The sequence below is a fragment of the Clostridium tertium genome (assembly GCF_902652255.1).
Classification (GTDB): domain Bacteria; phylum Bacillota; class Clostridia; order Clostridiales; family Clostridiaceae; genus Clostridium; species Clostridium tertium_A.
Genome location: NZ_CACRTO010000018.1, coordinates 1 through 16,435 on the forward strand (window position 1 = coordinate 1; position 16,435 = coordinate 16,435).

13 protein-coding genes, 1 tRNA gene and 1 rRNA gene are annotated in these 16,435 nt (G+C 29.0%); 12 read left to right on the forward strand and 3 right to left on the reverse strand.

Annotation, left to right across the window (positions count from 1 at the left end):
* The 8 genes from GPX08_RS07340 to GPX08_RS07375 form a co-directional block, all read left to right on the forward strand.
* Positions 1–125, forward strand: a 23S ribosomal RNA gene (locus GPX08_RS07340); the annotation flags it as partial.
* Between the two features lie 60 nt (positions 126–185).
* Positions 186–260: transfer RNA gene (locus GPX08_RS07345), tRNA-Asn, on the forward strand.
* 249 nt (positions 261–509) lie between these two features.
* The gene (locus tag GPX08_RS07350; RefSeq protein ID WP_156626171.1) at positions 510–1,490 is read left to right on the forward strand and encodes a polysaccharide deacetylase family protein; all 981 of its coding nucleotides are present in this window, start codon (positions 510–512) and stop codon (positions 1,488–1,490) included.
* Between the two features lie 110 nt (positions 1,491–1,600).
* The gene (locus tag GPX08_RS07355; protein WP_156626172.1) at positions 1,601–2,287 is read left to right on the forward strand and encodes a response regulator; all 687 of its coding nucleotides are present in this window, start codon (positions 1,601–1,603) and stop codon (positions 2,285–2,287) included.
* Positions 2,284–3,672: a HAMP domain-containing protein gene (locus GPX08_RS07360; RefSeq protein ID WP_156626173.1), complete on the forward strand. Its 1,389-nt coding sequence runs from the start codon at positions 2,284–2,286 to the stop codon at positions 3,670–3,672. Before GPX08_RS07355 ends, GPX08_RS07360 begins: the two co-directional genes overlap by 4 nt.
* A 1-nt stretch (position 3,673) precedes the next feature.
* Positions 3,674–5,155: a hypothetical protein gene (locus tag GPX08_RS07365; RefSeq protein WP_156626174.1), complete on the forward strand. Its 1,482-nt coding sequence runs from the start codon at positions 3,674–3,676 to the stop codon at positions 5,153–5,155.
* A gap of 3 nt (positions 5,156–5,158) precedes the next feature.
* On the forward strand, positions 5,159–6,538 hold the full coding sequence (locus tag GPX08_RS07370; RefSeq protein ID WP_156626175.1) for a TldD/PmbA family protein: 1,380 nt from the start codon (positions 5,159–5,161) through the stop codon (positions 6,536–6,538).
* A 13-nt stretch (positions 6,539–6,551) separates the two neighbouring features.
* Positions 6,552–7,898, forward strand: a complete 1,347-nt coding sequence (locus GPX08_RS07375; RefSeq protein WP_156626176.1) for a TldD/PmbA family protein — start codon at positions 6,552–6,554, stop codon at positions 7,896–7,898.
* 241 nt (positions 7,899–8,139) lie between these two features.
* Here GPX08_RS07375 and GPX08_RS07380 read toward each other — a convergent pair whose 3' ends face one another.
* Complete coding sequence (locus tag GPX08_RS07380; RefSeq protein ID WP_156626312.1) at positions 8,140–9,948, reverse strand: sulfatase-like hydrolase/transferase; 1,809 nt, start codon at positions 9,946–9,948, stop codon at positions 8,140–8,142.
* Between the two features lie 317 nt (positions 9,949–10,265).
* Between GPX08_RS07380 and GPX08_RS07385 the strand changes: the two genes are divergently transcribed.
* Positions 10,266–11,222, forward strand: a complete 957-nt coding sequence (locus GPX08_RS07385) for an FAD-binding protein (RefSeq protein WP_156626177.1) — start codon at positions 10,266–10,268, stop codon at positions 11,220–11,222.
* Between the two features lie 104 nt (positions 11,223–11,326).
* On the opposite strand, the gene GPX08_RS07390 is transcribed toward GPX08_RS07385, so the two are convergent.
* A complete protein-coding gene (locus GPX08_RS07390) occupies positions 11,327–11,920 on the reverse strand; it encodes a GDSL family lipase (RefSeq protein WP_156626313.1) in 594 nt (197 codons plus the stop codon).
* 10 nt (positions 11,921–11,930) lie between these two features.
* On the reverse strand, positions 11,931–12,563 hold the full coding sequence (locus GPX08_RS07395) for a RusA family crossover junction endodeoxyribonuclease (RefSeq protein WP_156626178.1): 633 nt from the start codon (positions 12,561–12,563) through the stop codon (positions 11,931–11,933).
* A 395-nt stretch (positions 12,564–12,958) separates the two neighbouring features.
* Here GPX08_RS07395 and tsaD point away from each other — a divergent pair, with 395 nt between their 5' ends.
* The 3 genes from tsaD to GPX08_RS07410 all read left to right on the forward strand — a co-directional run bounded on the left by tsaD (position 12,959) and on the right by GPX08_RS07410 (position 16,356).
* Positions 12,959–13,969: a tRNA (adenosine(37)-N6)-threonylcarbamoyltransferase complex transferase subunit TsaD gene (tsaD, locus tag GPX08_RS07400; RefSeq protein WP_156626179.1), complete on the forward strand. Its 1,011-nt coding sequence runs from the start codon at positions 12,959–12,961 to the stop codon at positions 13,967–13,969.
* A 15-nt stretch (positions 13,970–13,984) separates the two neighbouring features.
* A complete protein-coding gene (locus tag GPX08_RS07405; RefSeq protein WP_156626180.1) occupies positions 13,985–15,013 on the forward strand; it encodes an alpha/beta hydrolase in 1,029 nt (342 codons plus the stop codon).
* 98 nt (positions 15,014–15,111) lie between these two features.
* Complete coding sequence (locus GPX08_RS07410) at positions 15,112–16,356, forward strand: trypsin-like serine protease (RefSeq protein WP_156626181.1); 1,245 nt, start codon at positions 15,112–15,114, stop codon at positions 16,354–16,356.
* The last annotated feature ends 79 nt before the right edge of the window (positions 16,357–16,435 follow it).

Below are 16,435 nucleotides of genomic sequence, written 5' to 3' on the forward strand. Positions count from 1 at the left end.
ATGAGATTTCCCATAGCATAAGCTAGTAAGACCCCTTGAAGAACACAAGGTTGATAGGTCAGAGGTGTAAGTGTGGTAACATATTTAGCTGACTGATACTAATAGGTCGAGGGCTTGACCAATAAAATTTGGAAATGTTAAAATTATTCATATGCAATTTTCAGAGAACACTCTGAATTAAATATTCCGTGGTAGCTCAATGGTGGAGCACTCGGCTGTTAACCGATAGGTTGGAGGTTCGAATCCTCTCCACGGAGCCATTTAAATTTTAAGAGTTTTATAAGAGTAGATTTAGAATCTATTGTTATAAGGCTCTTTTTATTATATATTTTTTTATAGAATTTCAAGTGGAAATACAGATTGAAACTGTAACTTTTTTGTAACTAATCTTCAACATATTGTAAAGATTATAGAAATGCTATTATGTATAATTATATTAAGGATATATAAATAATAGAAAATAATTGAAATTATATACATTCTATATTTATTGATAATAGAATTAGGAGATGAAGGTTATGAAAAAGAGGACAACACGAAAAAGCAAGCGAGTAAAATATATGAAAAAATATATACTATTTCTCATAATTTTATTTATTAGTACTTTTACTATTTTTACTTTTGTTAATAAGTTTAGAAATGATACAACAGAAACTAAAGCAGATATAATTGAAAATGATATTAATGATAAAGATATAGATGATGAAAATAATAATTCAGTTGCTACTGAGGATGATAAAAAAGAAGATGATAACATTGAAGATACGGGAGTTTTAGATAATTCAGGATATCTTTCTTTAGAAGAAGATGAAAACGCTGACGATGCATCTATAGTAATCCCTGAAACTATGTATAAGTGGAATTTTTATAGAGAAGATAATAAAAAAATAGCATATTTAACTTTTGATGATGGCCCATCAGAACATTCAACAGAGAAAATTCTAGATATTTTAAATGATAATAATATAAAAGCAACATTTTTTACTTTAGGAAGCTCAATAGAAAATAATCCTAGGTCAAAGGAAATATTACAAAGGATTGCAAAAGAGGGACATGCTATAGGAAGTCATGGTTATTCTCATAATTATTCAGTTCTTTATCCAAACAGAACTGTTGATGTACAAGCTTTTTTAAATGATTTTGAAAAGAATGATAAACTCTTAAAGGAAAACCTTGGAAAAGACTTCTCAACAAGATTAATTAGATTACCAGGTGGACATTCAAGCTGGAACGGAACTGAGGCTTTAGATGAGGCTTTAAGTAGTAAGGGAATAATTCAAATGGATTGGAATGCTTTAAATGGTGATGCAGAAGGTCATGATAAACCGAAGGAAGTTTTATTAAATAATCTAAAAGATACAGTTTTAGATCAGGATGTTGTAATTATTTTAATGCATGATACTGATATGAAAAAAGGTACAGTAGATTATTTACAAGACGCTATAAACTATTTAAGAGAGCAAGGTTATGAATTTAGAACTTTAAAATAAGAGACGGATTTTCCGTCTCTTTTAATTATAAATAGGGTATAATCTATTTATAAACCTATTTATAAAAATAGTACTGTAATTATGTTAATATTTATTTAGGAGTGTTAATCATGGATAGAATATTATTAGTTGAAGATGAAGAGAGCATAAGAGGATTTTTGAAAATAAATTTACAAAGAAATAAATTTGAGGTAATAGAGGCTGCTAATGGTGAAGATGGACTAGAGCTAGCAAAGATAAAAAGACCTCAAGTTGCAATATTAGATGTAATGCTTCCAGGAATAGATGGATTCATGGTATGCAATAAGCTTAGAACTGATTTCCCAGGTATGGGAATAATAATGCTTACAGCGAAGGGACAAGATATGGATAAAATTATTGGTTTAGAATATGGAGCAGATGACTATATTGTTAAACCATTTAATCCACTGGAAGTAGTTCTTAGAGTTAAAGCTCTACTTAGAAGAGTTGGTGGAAATGAAAAAGAGAAGAATAGGTTAGAGTTAGGACCTTTTGTAATAGATTTATATTCCCAAAAGGTTATTAAAAATGGTGTTGAAATAGATGTTACACCAAAAGAATACTTACTTATGAAGATATTTTTAGAAAATCCAGATAAGGCTTTTTCTAGGGATGAGTTATTAGATTTAGTTTGGGGACAGAATTATTTTGGAGATGTAAAGATTATTGATGTTAATATTAGAAGGCTTAGAGCCAAAATTGAAGATAATCCTTCTAATCCAAATTATATTGAAACAATATGGGGTTTAGGATATAGGTGGAAGTCAAGAGTATGAGGAGTATAAAGAATGAATTACTTAGAGGAATAGTTATAATAATTTTTTCTACAGTTGTATTGCTTAATATTTTACTTATGATTTTTATAAGTAAGTATTACTATGATAATACTGAAGATTTATTAAAGAGTAGAATGGATGTAGCTGTAAGTTTCTATGGGAAGTACTTCTCATCTAGGACTTTAGTAGAGAACATATATGATAATGTAGATGCATTTTGGAATGAAAATGATGCACAGGTAGAAATCTTCGATGAAAAAGGTAATCTTCTTATGGATTCCATAGGAGTTAGTGATGTTAATATTAATAATTCCCCAGATGTAGCTAGGGCATTAAAAGGAGAAGTATCTAGGTGGATTGGAAAAGTAAATTATTATGATAATAAGGTTATGGCAGTATCATATCCATTAGAAGTAGATGGAGAAGTGGTAGGTATACTAAGGTTTATTACTTCATTAGAAGAAGTTGATGGCGTAATAGCTAATATAATGTTTATATTTATAAGTATATCAGCTGCAGTACTAATTATGGGAGTTGTATTAAGTATAATTTTAGCTAATAGTATAATTGAACCTATTAAATATTTGAATAAAGTTGCTGAAAAAATGGGTAGTGGAAATTTAAGTGTTAGAAGTAGTATGAATAAGGAAAATGAAATAGGGCAATTATCTAACACTCTTAATTTTATGGCAAATGAGATATCTAAGAGAGAGCAACTTAAAAATGAGTTTATATCTTCTGTTTCTCATGAACTTAGAACACCACTTACAGCAATAAAGGGATGGACTATAACTTTAAATAATAGTGAGACTGATGAAGAAACATTAAAATTAGGTTTTGAAATAATTGAGAAAGAAGCTGATAGATTATCTTTAATGGTAGAAGAACTACTAGATTTTTCAAGGCTTATAAATGAGAAGGTAACTTTAGAGAAAAATAAGTTTAACATTAAAGAATTTATTAGTCATATTGAATCATTTATGATACCAAGGGCTAAGAAGGAAAATATATCTTTAGTTTTTAATAACGATGTTGATGAAATTATATATGCTGATGCTAATAGGATGAAGCAAGTATTTATTAATATTTTAGATAATTCCTTTAAATTTACTGATGAGGGCGGTAAAATTAAATTCATTGTTTCTAAAATAGAAGATAATATTAAATTTGTTATCGAGGACAATGGTAGTGGAATATCCAAAGAGGACTTACCTAAGATTAAAGAAAAGTTCTTTAAAGGGAAAAATTCAAAATCACAAAATGGAATAGGTTTATCTATTTGTGATGAAATTATTAAGCTTCATAATGGAGAATTTAATATATACAGTGAACTAGGAATAGGAACTAAGGTTGAGGTTATTATTCCAATTATAAAGGAGGAATAATATGAAGGCTTTAAAGAAATGTGTAACATTGCTTTTAATATTATTATTTACTTTAATAGTAGGTTGTAGTAAAGTAGATGGAAAAGATACACAATCTATAAAAGCACCTAAAAATGAAAGCTTATCAATTGGTGGAGCTTGGAAAATTGAAGATATAAATATATTAGATGAGGAAATTGAAAATACAGAAGAAATACTAAAACAAAGTGGAAATTTAATAAGTATTTCTAATAATAAAGTATCTATTTTCAATAAGGAATATTTAAATCCAAGTTTTAAATTAAAAGTAGTTGATGAAGATTATGTTTTATCATATGAATTAAACTTAAAAATTAATGATATTATTGATGATATTTCAAAGTTGGATGTTATTTCAATTATTGATTCTAATAGTATAGTAGGAGAATTTATACATTTAGATGAAGATAATGGATATTTATTTTACTCAGGTATGTTAATTAAACTATTTAGAGAAGATAAATCACCTAAAGATATAGAAAATTCAAAGGATAAAGTAGAAGCAGAATTTCTAAATGAAGATTATAATAGTGATGTAGGGGCTATGATAGCATTAAAAACTCCAAGAACACTAAATGAGGATGGAACTTATAGTGCGGAAGAGTATAGAACCTTATGGGTATCTTTTAAGGATCAGAAGTTACAGCCTACAATAGAGAAAGAAAATATAGTATTTCCAAGGTTGAATGGAATATGGACAATTGAAAGTGATATATATAATAGAGATGATAAACATGTAGAATATTTTACTGCTAAACCTTTAGAGGGAAAAGTTGAAGAGAATAATCTTGTATTATATTCTGATCAGAATATCTATAAAAATATTAACTTTATTTCGAATGATTATATTTCTATAGAAAAATATGAGGGCAATAGCTTCAATAATATTTTCCCAATATATCAAACAGTTCCAATTGACAATATTAATTCTAATGTAGGAATTAGTATAGATGAAATATTCTCTGGTGATGCTAAAGAAAAATATAAAAATGACTTTAATGAAGCTTTAAATACTTTAAGTGATAGTAAGAAAGATTTAGTATCAGCAGTAGACTACACTAATTTCACCTTAAAAAGAAACGAAGGAAAATGGACTTTAAATAGTAATATAATCACTGATGATTTAGAAGAAGACGGCATTACTTTTAAATTATCATTAAGTCCAAGTAAGAAGTTATTAAATTATGATACTTTACTAATACCTTGGAAAGACTTAAAAGGTAAATTCCCTTTCATTACTGATGCATATACTGCTCCAACGGGAAGATTAGCATTTATAGTTTTAAATGATAAGCTTCTAATATATGAATTAGAAGATAAAAATATAAAGGGAAATCCACTAGAAGTTATAAATTTAAGAAATGACGAAGAAATAATAATGGTTGAATGGGCAAGTGGTTCTTATGTATCTACTTGGTCTAGGGCTTTTAAAGATGGTATAGAAATAAATATGGAGGAGGATTAAATTATGTTATCAAAGGATATATTATCTAGTGTTTTAGCTAGATGTTTAATAACAGGAGGAGACTTTGCAGAAATATTTGAAGAAGATACTCTAGATACTTCTATAAGTATTTTAAATGGTAAAGTTGAGAATTCCATTTCTGGTAGAACCCATGGAATAGGAATAAGAATTTTTAAGGGGTATAAGAGTATTTATGCTTATACAAATAATACTAGCTTATCTGCTTTATTAGATACTGCAGAAAAAGCAGCATTAGCACTTGGAGAGTTAAAGGAAGATATAAGTGTAGTTTTAAATAAAAAAGAAATTTATAATAACAACCCAATAATATATATTCCATCTTCAATAGGTGCAGATAAAAAAATTAATGTTATGAAGGCAGGATATAAAGCTGCTAAGGAATATAGTGATGAAATATCTCAAGTATCTGTAGGCTATTTAGATAAAGAGCAAAATATTTTAATAGCTAACACTGAAGGCTTATTAACTGAAGATAGAAGGGTAAGAACAAGATTTTCAATTAGTTCAGTAGCTTCAGCTAATGGAGAAAACCAAACTGGATTTGAGGGCCCAGGAGCTCATAAAGGCTTCGAGCTATTTAATGATATAGATCCAGAACATTATGGTAGGGAAGCTTCAAGAATAGCTACTACGATGCTTCATGCTAAGCCTTGTCCAGCTGGTAAAATGACAGTTGCTATTGATAATGGCTTTGGAGGAGTTATCTTCCACGAGGCTTGTGGTCACTCATTAGAAGCAACAGCTGTAGCAAAGGGAAATTCAGTATTTACTAATATGCTTGGAAAGCAAATAGCATCAACTAAGGTTACTGCTATAGATGATGGAACTATTCCTAATGCTTGGGGATCATTAAACATTGATGATGAAGGAAATAAAACTAGAAAGAATGTTTTAATTGAAAATGGAATCTTAAAAGGTTACTTAATAGATAAATTAAATGGTAGAAGAATGGGTATGGAAGCAACAGGAAGTTCAAGAAGACAAAATTATAAATTTGCACCAACTTCAAGAATGACTAATACTTATATTGCTGCAGGTAATGATGATGAAGCAGAAATAATTAAATCTATTTCTGATGGATTATATGCAAAGAAAATGGGTGGTGGATCAGTAAATCCAGTTACAGGTGAATTTAACTTTGCTGTATCAGAAGGGTATATAGTTAAAAATGGTAAAATACAAGAACCAGTTAGAGGAGCAAGTCTTATAGGTAAAGGAAGCGAAGTTTTACTTAACATAGATATGGTAGGTAAGAACTTAGCTCAAGGTCAAGGAATGTGTGGTTCTGTATCTGGAAGTATCCCAACTAATGTAGGTCAACCTATGATTAGAGTAAAAGAAATAACAGTAGGTGGAAGATAAGGGGGGAATAGTTATGGAATTAAAAGAATTTATAGATAAGTTATTTGAAGAAGCTAAAAATAACGGATTTAAAGAATACGAAGTTTATTATGTAGATAGAGAAAGCTTAAGTATAAATGTCTATAAGGAAGAAGTTGAAAAGTATAGTTTAACTACTTCATATGGATTATCATTTAGAGGAAAAATAAATGAAAAAATAGGATATTCTTATACTGAAATATTAGATGAAGATGCTATAAAAATGTTAGTAAAGAATGCTAAAGAAAGTGCTTTAGTTATTGAAAATGAAGATATTCAGTTTATTTATGAAGGTGATAAAGAATACGCGGAAGTAAATACTTATTATAAAGCTTTAGAAGATATTCCAGCAGATAAGCTTATAGATTTAGCATTAAGTATGGAAAAGGAATCTAAGGCATTAGATAATAGAGTTACTAGCTTTGGTGGATGTGGAATAGGGTATAATAAATCTAAATATGGAATAATTAACTCTAAGGGATTAAACTTAGAAAATAAATCTAACTTACTAAGTGCATATGTAGTTCCAATAATAAAAGAAGGAGAAAATATGCATGATGGAATGGGATATGTAACAGCAAAATCATTAGAAGAAGTAAATCCTAAAAAGATTGCTGAAGATGGGATTAATGAAGCTGTTTCTAGAATTGGCGGTAAGTCAATACCTTCTGGTAAGTACAAGACTATAATTAATAATGAAGCTATGGTTTCAGTACTTTCAACTTTTGCAGGTGTATTTAGTGGAGATGCAGCTCAAAAGGGATTAAGTTTATTAAAGGGTAAAGAAGGGGAAATAATAGCTAGTAATAAAGTGACTTTATTAGATGATCCTCATCTTATAGATGGTTTAGCTTCAGTACCTTTTGATGATGAAGGTGTAGCAACTAAGAAAAAAGATATAATTCATGAAGGTAAATTAATGACTTTACTTCATAATTTAAAAACTGCGCATAAAGGAAATACAAAATCTACAGGTAATGGATTTAAGAATTCCTATGCTTCACCTGTCGGAGTTTCACCAACTAACTTCTATATTCAAAAAGGAGTTAAGTCTTTTGATGAATTATTAGAAGAGGTAGGAGAAGGTGTTTTAATTACCGAGTTTGCAGGATTACATTCAGGAGCCAATTCAATAACAGGAGATTTCTCTTTAGCAGCTAAAGGTTTCTATATTAAGGATGGAAAAAAAGATTTTCCTGTAGAACAAATAACAGTTGCAGGTAACTTCTTCGACTTATTAAAGAATGTAGTTGAAGTAGGAGCTGATTTAAAATTCCCTATGAGTAGTGTTGGAAGCCCATCTGTGAGGGTAGAAGGGTTAAGCATAGCAGGGGAAAACTAAAAATCAGCTTAGCTGAATTTTTAATGAATAATGAAGAATGAAGTATGAAAAATGAAGGAGGTAATTCCTCTGGAATTACTGAAAATAGATAATAGAGAAAGAGCTGTTACAAATGCAACAGCTCTTTTTAATTTATTAATTCCGAAGGAATTATTTCCACAATTTTAAGTTCTTAAATTTTAACTCTTCACTCTTAAGGAATCACATCAATAATCCCCTAATTTTTTAATTCTTTCATTCTTTAATTATTCTCATTCTCAAAATAGTTGCTTCTAATCATTTTATCTGATAGTAACATTATATTTTTATACATTTCTTTTTCTTCTTCTGTAAGGTTGTCTCCTACAACATCTAGGTTTGTTAGAGCAGCAAAGGATTTATTTGTATTAAGTAAGTTTCTTCCTATTGCTGTATTTATATATTTTTCATTTTCAACACCTAATAAGTACAGAAGTGTTGGCATTATATCTACTTGTCCACCCTTAACATCAAAAGTTTTTCCTTCAGTCATATCTTTAGACCAAATTATAAATGGAACAGTATGGTGACCATTATCAAGGTACCAATCTTCCTTATTAGATAATTTTTCAATTGAACTATTATAGTATTTATGAACTCCAGTATGGTCTCCTTCAATAACTACTACAGTATTATCTAATAAACCTTCACTATCTAATTTCTTTAAGAATTCACCAATTTGAGCATCTGTGTATTTAACACTTTCGAAATATCCACCCATTTCGTTTTTATCTAGTTCTTCATCTAAGCCTAGAACCTTCTTTTCTTCTGGAATAGAGTCAAATGGTCCATGATTAGTTAATGTTACAGTAAAGGCATAGTATGGTTCTTTTAATTCCTTAATCATTGGAACTACTTGAGTGAAGTAGCTTTCATCTGATATTCCTAAGCCCATCATTTCACTATTTTCATCAAAGGAGAAGAAATCAACAAATTTATCAAAACCTATTCCTGTAAGTCCATTTACATAATTCCAGAAAGAACCCTTATCTGGATGAATAGCTATTGTACTATAATTCTTTTCTTCTAAAAGATTAGGCAATGAATTATAAGTATTTCCAGGGTATCTAAAGAAGGTACTACCCCTTCTTACTGGGAACATTGAAGTATTAATCATTAAGTCTGCATCAGAGCTTGTACCTTCATTTACTTGCTCATAAATATTAGGGAAGTATAGACCTTTACTTATTAAATCGTCCATAACTGGAGTGATTTTTTTGCCATTTACTTCTTTACCAATAATGAAGCTTTCTAGTGATTCTACTTGAATAACTAAAAGATTTTTACCTTCTAATAAGCCTGCATATTCATTGTCAGGTAAGTTTTCTTTGCTAGCATAAAACTTCTCTATTTCACTTCTGTCCTCATCCTCTAATTCATAAGGTTTAGAGTCTTGATAAACATTATAAGCATCGAATATATGGTAACCTAATGGTGAAAAATATCTTGCTGTATTTGTTGGATCATAGTTTGAGAATATATATCCATTTTTAACATCTTCATTTTTTAGTATATGAAGATTAAAAGGTACATAAGCTATAAAAACTATACTAGATATTAATATTACTAAGAAGCTAATAGGAGCTCTTCTTTTAACAGTAGTATAAGATTTTCTAGTAAAGAATACGAATATACCTAATATTATAAAGTCTAATATGAATAAGAAATCCATATTACTAAACATAGACATTATAGTTCCGCCCATATTATCTAAATTTGCAGTTTGAGTTAATAATAAGGCTGAAGGCATAGTATAGAAGCCTCTAAAATATGTTACATCTAGTACTATTAATGCTGTTATTATTGCATCGATTATAAATAAGTAGATAACTCTTCCTTTACCTTTAAATAATAATGCAAAGCTAAGGAAGATAAGAATAAATGCATAATAATAGTTTATAAAAGGTTTTGCTGAGTCAAGTCCAAGTCCAAAGTCAAGTAAATATGGATCTCTATTAACAACAAAGCCTTGGAAAATAATAGATTTAATGACTATGGCAATGAAAGGAATTAGGAATAATAATATTCTCATTATGCCATGAATAGTGAATATACCTAAAATTCTTTCTTTTATTTTTTCTATAAACTTGTCCAATATATCGCACCTAAATAATGAACTGTATTAAATAAGTTCACTATTTTCCTTTCTGTATAATTTAACAATAACTAAATTATATTATAGGGACTTTTATAAATCAAATAAGAAATTATTAATTTTTAATGTTAAGAAAAGTAATTAAAAGAAAATTTGGAAAATAATTTTTTATGATATAATATTATTATGTATTTCTATATAAGTTCTAAAAAGATTGTATATGAAACATAGATTAAATATTAATGGAGGGTATAATGCTTCAATATGATTTAATTATAATTGGTGGTGGGGCATCTGGCTTATCTGCTGGGGTTTCTGCTCTTAAAAATGGAATTAAAAAAGTTTTGATATTAGAAAGAAATAGTGATTTAGGTGGAAATCTAAATTTATTTATACATGGTGGCTTTGGTAAATATTATTTAGATGAAGAGGTAACTGGACCGGAGCTTGGAAGTAAGTTAATTAAAGACTTTAAAGAAGCCGGTGGATATTATAAGCTAGATACTGAAGTTTTAGAACTAACTCAAAATAAAGTGATAACTTATGTAAATCCTGAAGAGGGAGTCCAAGATGTAAAAGCTAGTTCAATAATAATAGCTTCAGGATGTAGAGAGAGATTTACAGGGAATATTAACATTCCCATTCATAAATACACAGGAATATATTCCTTAGTGTCAGCTCATAGATTAATTAATTTACAAGGATATCTTCCAGGAAAAGAAGTAGTTATATTAGGAAAAAATAATTGGTCCCTTATTTTAGCTAGGCGATTACTAATTGAAGGTGGCAAGGTTAATGCAATTGTTGATGTAACTAATAGAGGCTTTTTAGATGAAAGAGGCAAAGAATTTATAGATGGATTTGATATTAACATTATTAAGAATGTAAGAGTAGTAGATATAAATGGTGATGATAGGATAGAAAGCGTTGATATTGAAGACATTAATACATCAGAAATAACTACGTTAAGCTGTGATTCATTAGTTTTAACAGTAGGTTATTTCCCGGAAATTACTTACGCTAGAAATGCTAAAATCGGGATGAAGGATAATTTAACTTTATTAGTTAATGAAAATTATGAGACTACAGCAAAGGGAATATTTGCCTGTGGAACTGTGTTAACATGGGATTCAGATATATTTAATAGTGGAGAAGTTGGATATAAGGTAGGCGAAAAAGCAGCAGATTATCTTAAGAACTATATATATTAAAAGTAGATATATAAAATAAGCTTACAATAATATAAGTATGGGTGTGCCGAATGCTCAGGAAATAAACTTATATTATTTGTAAGCTTTTATTATTTTATAATAGCTTAATAATCAATGTTTTTCATAAATTCTTCTAAGAGTAATTTATGACCATTTTCATTAAAGTGTATTCCATCAATATAATAATTATTATTATGGTTAAGAGTAGAGGTAAGAGTATAAAAATCAACATATTTTAATTTATACTTCATACATAATTTCATTAAGGCTTCCCTTAGGATTGGAAGACTCTCTTCACAATAATTATAAGTTAATGAAGGCATAAATAATCTGTAAGCATCTTCTTTTATTATTCTTGGGGGAATACCTACTATAATATCAGCATTATAAGTTAATGTTTCTTTTATCATTAACTCAATATTATCTATTATTAAATCTATAGATCTATTAGAAAGTAAGTCATTAGTTCCACCCATTATAAAAACTTTAGTTGGATTTAAGTTTGTAACATCTTCAGTAAATCTATTTAACATATCTGTAGTGGTATTTCCATTAATACCTTTATTAATAATTTTGAAATATTTATTTTTATCTAAACTAAATTTATTGAAAGATTCTACCCAAGATTTATTTTTATTAACTCCATATCCAAAGGTCAAGCTATCTCCAATGAAGATAAAATTTTCATGTTGCATTATAGTCACCTCATTAAAACAGCTTATTAAAACAACTTCTACATATTAAGGTTTTACCACCATTTGCTTTAATAACGTTAGAGTCATTAATTTTTTTCTTACAAAACTCGCATATGTTGTTATCTTTTAATAAGTCATCATTATTGTTCCTTTCATTGTTAGTAATTGTTTTAGGAATTCTAGACTTCTTAAGACTAGAATATATTTTTCTATCTGAGGTAACTTCCTTTTTCATAACTGAATAAGAAATTTGGTATTCACTTTCACCGAAAAATTCCAATTCAAATCTAGGATTTTCTTTATCATAAAATTCTTCTGTTATTATTCTAGTTATTTGGGCATCATTAACTATAAGACCACTTTTTTCAATACCATCAAAAATACTCTTTGTTATATTAGCTGTATCTGGATGTCTTTTCTCACTTTTATAATAGACTTTTAATACTGCAATAAGAGATTCATCTAAAATTACACCTGGATTTTGGACTCTAGAATAGTATGCTATTTTTTCTTCATAAATTGCGTATCTATCATGTGACTTTCCTGTGTTACTAGGAAGTATGGCCCTACCATCTTTATTATGTAGCTTAAAATTAGATTTAGTAATAGGGGAACCTGGTACTACTATTTTTGCATAACTACTCATTTAATAAAACTCCTTTAATTTATTAATTTCTCCTTAAAAATACATTAATTCTAATAAAATATAATGAATATTTTTTCCTTTCATTATATAATAAACAATGGAACTTAAGTAATTAGTTAAAGTTTTTAACTTTATTTTATTATATATATGTTTCGATTAATAATCTACATCTATAGTCTTAATAAATTATAGATTAAAATTATTTTTAAGTAAATTATTGGAATCGAAAGCGTGGATTTTTAATTTTTATATAAGTTGTTAAGATAATGTATATCTTGGATATTTTTAAAAGGAAATATAACTTAATATAAAGTAGAATCCTTATTAGAACTTATATACAATAGATATATAGGTTTAACAAGAGTGATGAATATTAGAAATAAGAGGTAATTGATATGGATAGTAAATTAATTTTATCAATAGAATCAAGCTGTGATGAGACTTCAGCAGCAATTGTAAAGGATGGTAGAGAGGTTTTATCTAACATAATAGCTTCTCAAATAGAAACTCATAAAAAGTATGGAGGGGTAGTGCCAGAGGTAGCATCTAGAATGCATATTGAAGTTATAAATGGAGTAGTTTTAGAAGCTTTAGAAGAGGCTGGTGTTACGCTTGAAGATATAGATGCAATTGGAGTTACTTATGGTCCAGGTTTAGTAGGGGCGTTATTAGTAGGACTACAATATGCAAAGGGACTTTCTTACTCACTAAAGAAACCATTAGTAGGAGTTAATCATATAGAAGGTCACATTTGTGCAAATTATATTGAGCATAAGAATTTAAAACCACCATTTGTATCTTTAGTAGTATCAGGAGGACATACTTTTATAGTTCACGTTAAGAATTATGGTGAGTATGATGTTATAGGTCAAACTAGAGATGATGCGGCAGGAGAAGCATATGATAAGGTTGCAAGAGCCCTTGGACTTGGATATCCAGGAGGACCTAAAATAGATAAACTTGCAAAAGAAGGGAATGAAAATGCCATTGAATTTCCTAAAGCAAACTTCCATGATGATACATTAGATTTTTCATTTAGTGGAGTAAAATCTGCTGTATTAAACTATCTGAATAAGTGTAAAATGCAAAATGTTGAAGTGAATAAAGCAGATGTAGCGGCATCTTTCCAGAAGGCTGTAATAGAAGTGTTAAAACAAAATGTGATAAAAACTTGTAAGAGGAAAGAAGTAAATAAAATTGCAATTGCTGGTGGAGTTGCATCTAATTCAGCATTAAGAGAAACATTAATAGAAGCTGCTGGAAAGGAAGGAATAGAAGTATTATTCCCATCACGAATATTATGTACAGATAATGCTGCCATGATTGGTAGTGCAGCATATTTTAATTTTATAAATGGAAATGAAGCAAAACTTGACATTAATGCAAAACCAAACTTAAAGCTATAAGGGGGGAAGTTAAGGGTGAAACTTTTACCGAATTCAAATGGCGTATATAAAGTAAATATGAAAAAAGAATTAAAACCACAGGATATTGCTAAGAATATTATTATTGGAATATTATTAGCAATGGCTATAGGTTTTATATATCAAAGAATAAGTAACTTTATTGCAAAAGAGACTTTAAAAGAAAGAGTTGATTATGCAAGAGTAGATGATAAAAGACTAGATTATAAATTAAAAGGTGAAGGTAAATACACTGTTGTCTTTGATGGAAATATAGGGAGTAATCTAAATCAATGGAATGAAGTAATTGAGATAATAGATGATGAGTATGGTGATTTAAATACTTTTGTTTATAATAGAAGTGGTTATGGCTTTAGTGATGGAAGTAAGCAAAAGACACCAAAAGAGCAAGCAGAAGAATTAAGGATATTGCTTAGAAAATCAGCTGCACCTGCGCCATATATTTTAGTTGGAGAAGAGTACGGAAGCTTAGTATTAACTGAATTTGCTAAGGAGTATCCAGATTTAGTTGCTGGAGTTGTATTAGTAAATCCACTAGTTGAAGAAACTATAAATTCTAAGGATTTCAAAAAAAGTTTATTACTAAATAATATTAGAAGAAGTATTGAAAGCTTTGGATCAAGTATAGGACTTACTACTCTTATGGATAAGGTTAACTTAACTTGTAATACAGATGAGTTCGAAGAAATGCTAGACTGGGAAGAGTTACATGAATTTAAAGTACATAGAACTAAAAAAGAATATAACCAAGCTGTAAAAAATGAGTTTAAGACTATAACTTCTGGGAATATAGATATTCAAGAAGAAGGAGTTTTCAGTGGTAAACCATATTATCTAATAGCAAAAGATGGACAAGAAGTATTAGAGAGTCTAGGAGATGAGTCTCTAACAAAGGTATATAAGGTTGATTATGAAGAAAACTTAGTTTCTATGTATAAACCTGATACTGTAGTTACAGGAATAAGACAAGTTCTTAAACAGGCAAATCAAATAGATAGACTAGAAAAAAAGAATAAGAATAATTAACTCAAGTATATTAATTTATAATGTGCCATATAATTGTCACAAAGAAAGGTTATATTAATAACTGTAATAGGAATTATTAATTTTTAGGAGGCTTTTATATGAACGAAGATAATAATATATATGATGTTGAGAAATATGAGGATATAAAGGAAGAAAATTCCGAAAGGGTAGTAGAGGATTATATTGAAGAAGATAAGATTTATGAACAGGATTCTTATGTTCACCCTATAAATGATCTTTCTAAAAAGCCTAAGAAAAAGAAAAAGGGTGGAGTGTTTAAGGTTATTGCAATTGCGCTAATAACTGGCCTATTAGGGGGCGCTATAGGTGGTGGAAGTGTTTATTACATAATGAAGGATTATAAAAATTCTTCATCTAATGGAGCTACGCTAACTCCTAATCCTGCAACTTTTGAAAATGATGCTCAGGCGCTAACTGCAAGTCAAGCTTTTGATAAAGTAGCACCAGCTGTAGTTATAGTTTCAGTTAGTGGGGTTGTTGATTATAGTGGAATTATACCTAAAGAAACAGAAGGTATTGGATCAGGATTTATTATAAATGAAGAAGGATATATTTTAACTAACTATCATGTTATTGAAGGTGCTAAAGAAGTTATAGTAACATTATCAGATGGTAGAGATGTTAAAGCTAAAGTAATTAATTATGATTCAAATCAAGATGTAGCTATGCTAAAAATAAGTGATGATAGTGTAAAAGTACCAGCTGTAGTTGAACTTGGAGATTCAGATGCATTAAGACCAGGAGAAGAGGTTCTTGCTATAGGAACTCCATTATCTAAAGACTTTAATCAAACCGTAACTGGTGGTATGGTAAGTGCAGTCAATAGAAATGTAGAAACAACTTCAGGAGCTAAATTAAATTTAATACAAACAGATGCTGCTATAAATCCAGGGAATAGTGGTGGGCCTCTAGTTAATACAAAGGGTGAAGTAATAGGAATAAACACTATGAAGATATCTGGTGGAGCAGAAGGAATAGGATTTTCAATTCCTATAAATGAAGTTAAAGATAGAATAGAAGCATTATCTAAGCCTATATTAAATTTAGGTATATCTGTAAGAGAAATAAATTCCGATTTAGGAAAACAATATAAGATGGATGAAGGTCTTTATATAGTTGATGTAGTAGAATTTTCACCAGCAGAAAAAGCAGGATTAAAGGGTGGAGATTTAATAGTTAAGTTTGATGGTAAGAGAATAAAGACTTTTGAAGAGTTGAAAAAAATCAGAGATTCAAAAGAAGAGGGCGATGTAGTTGAGGTTGAAGTCGTGAGAGATGGCGAAAATAAGACCTTCGATGTTCAGTTAGAATTAAAGAATTAAAAATAGATAAGTTATTCTCCATAAGTAGTTTTTATATCACATTTTTTGACATAATGAATAGATTATATTATAAAATCTA

Coding starts and splice junctions, on each gene's coding strand:
- GPX08_RS07350 (WP_156626171.1), top strand. CDS start 510: ATGAAGGTTATGAAAAAGAGGACAACACGAAAAAGCAAGCGAGTAAAA.
- GPX08_RS07355 (WP_156626172.1), top strand. CDS start 1,601: ATGGATAGAATATTATTAGTTGAAGATGAAGAGAGCATAAGAGGATTT.
- GPX08_RS07360 (WP_156626173.1), top strand. CDS start 2,284: ATGAGGAGTATAAAGAATGAATTACTTAGAGGAATAGTTATAATAATT.
- GPX08_RS07365 (WP_156626174.1), top strand. CDS start 3,674: ATGAAGGCTTTAAAGAAATGTGTAACATTGCTTTTAATATTATTATTT.
- GPX08_RS07370 (WP_156626175.1), top strand. CDS start 5,159: ATGTTATCAAAGGATATATTATCTAGTGTTTTAGCTAGATGTTTAATA.
- GPX08_RS07375 (WP_156626176.1), top strand. CDS start 6,552: ATGGAATTAAAAGAATTTATAGATAAGTTATTTGAAGAAGCTAAAAAT.
- GPX08_RS07380 (WP_156626312.1), bottom strand. CDS start 9,948: ATGAGAATATTATTATTCCTAATTCCTTTCATTGCCATAGTCATTAAA.
- GPX08_RS07385 (WP_156626177.1), top strand. CDS start 10,266: ATGCTTCAATATGATTTAATTATAATTGGTGGTGGGGCATCTGGCTTA.
- GPX08_RS07395 (WP_156626178.1), bottom strand. CDS start 12,563: ATGAGTAGTTATGCAAAAATAGTAGTACCAGGTTCCCCTATTACTAAA.
- tsaD (WP_156626179.1), top strand. CDS start 12,959: ATGGATAGTAAATTAATTTTATCAATAGAATCAAGCTGTGATGAGACT.
- GPX08_RS07410 (WP_156626181.1), top strand. CDS start 15,112: ATGAACGAAGATAATAATATATATGATGTTGAGAAATATGAGGATATA.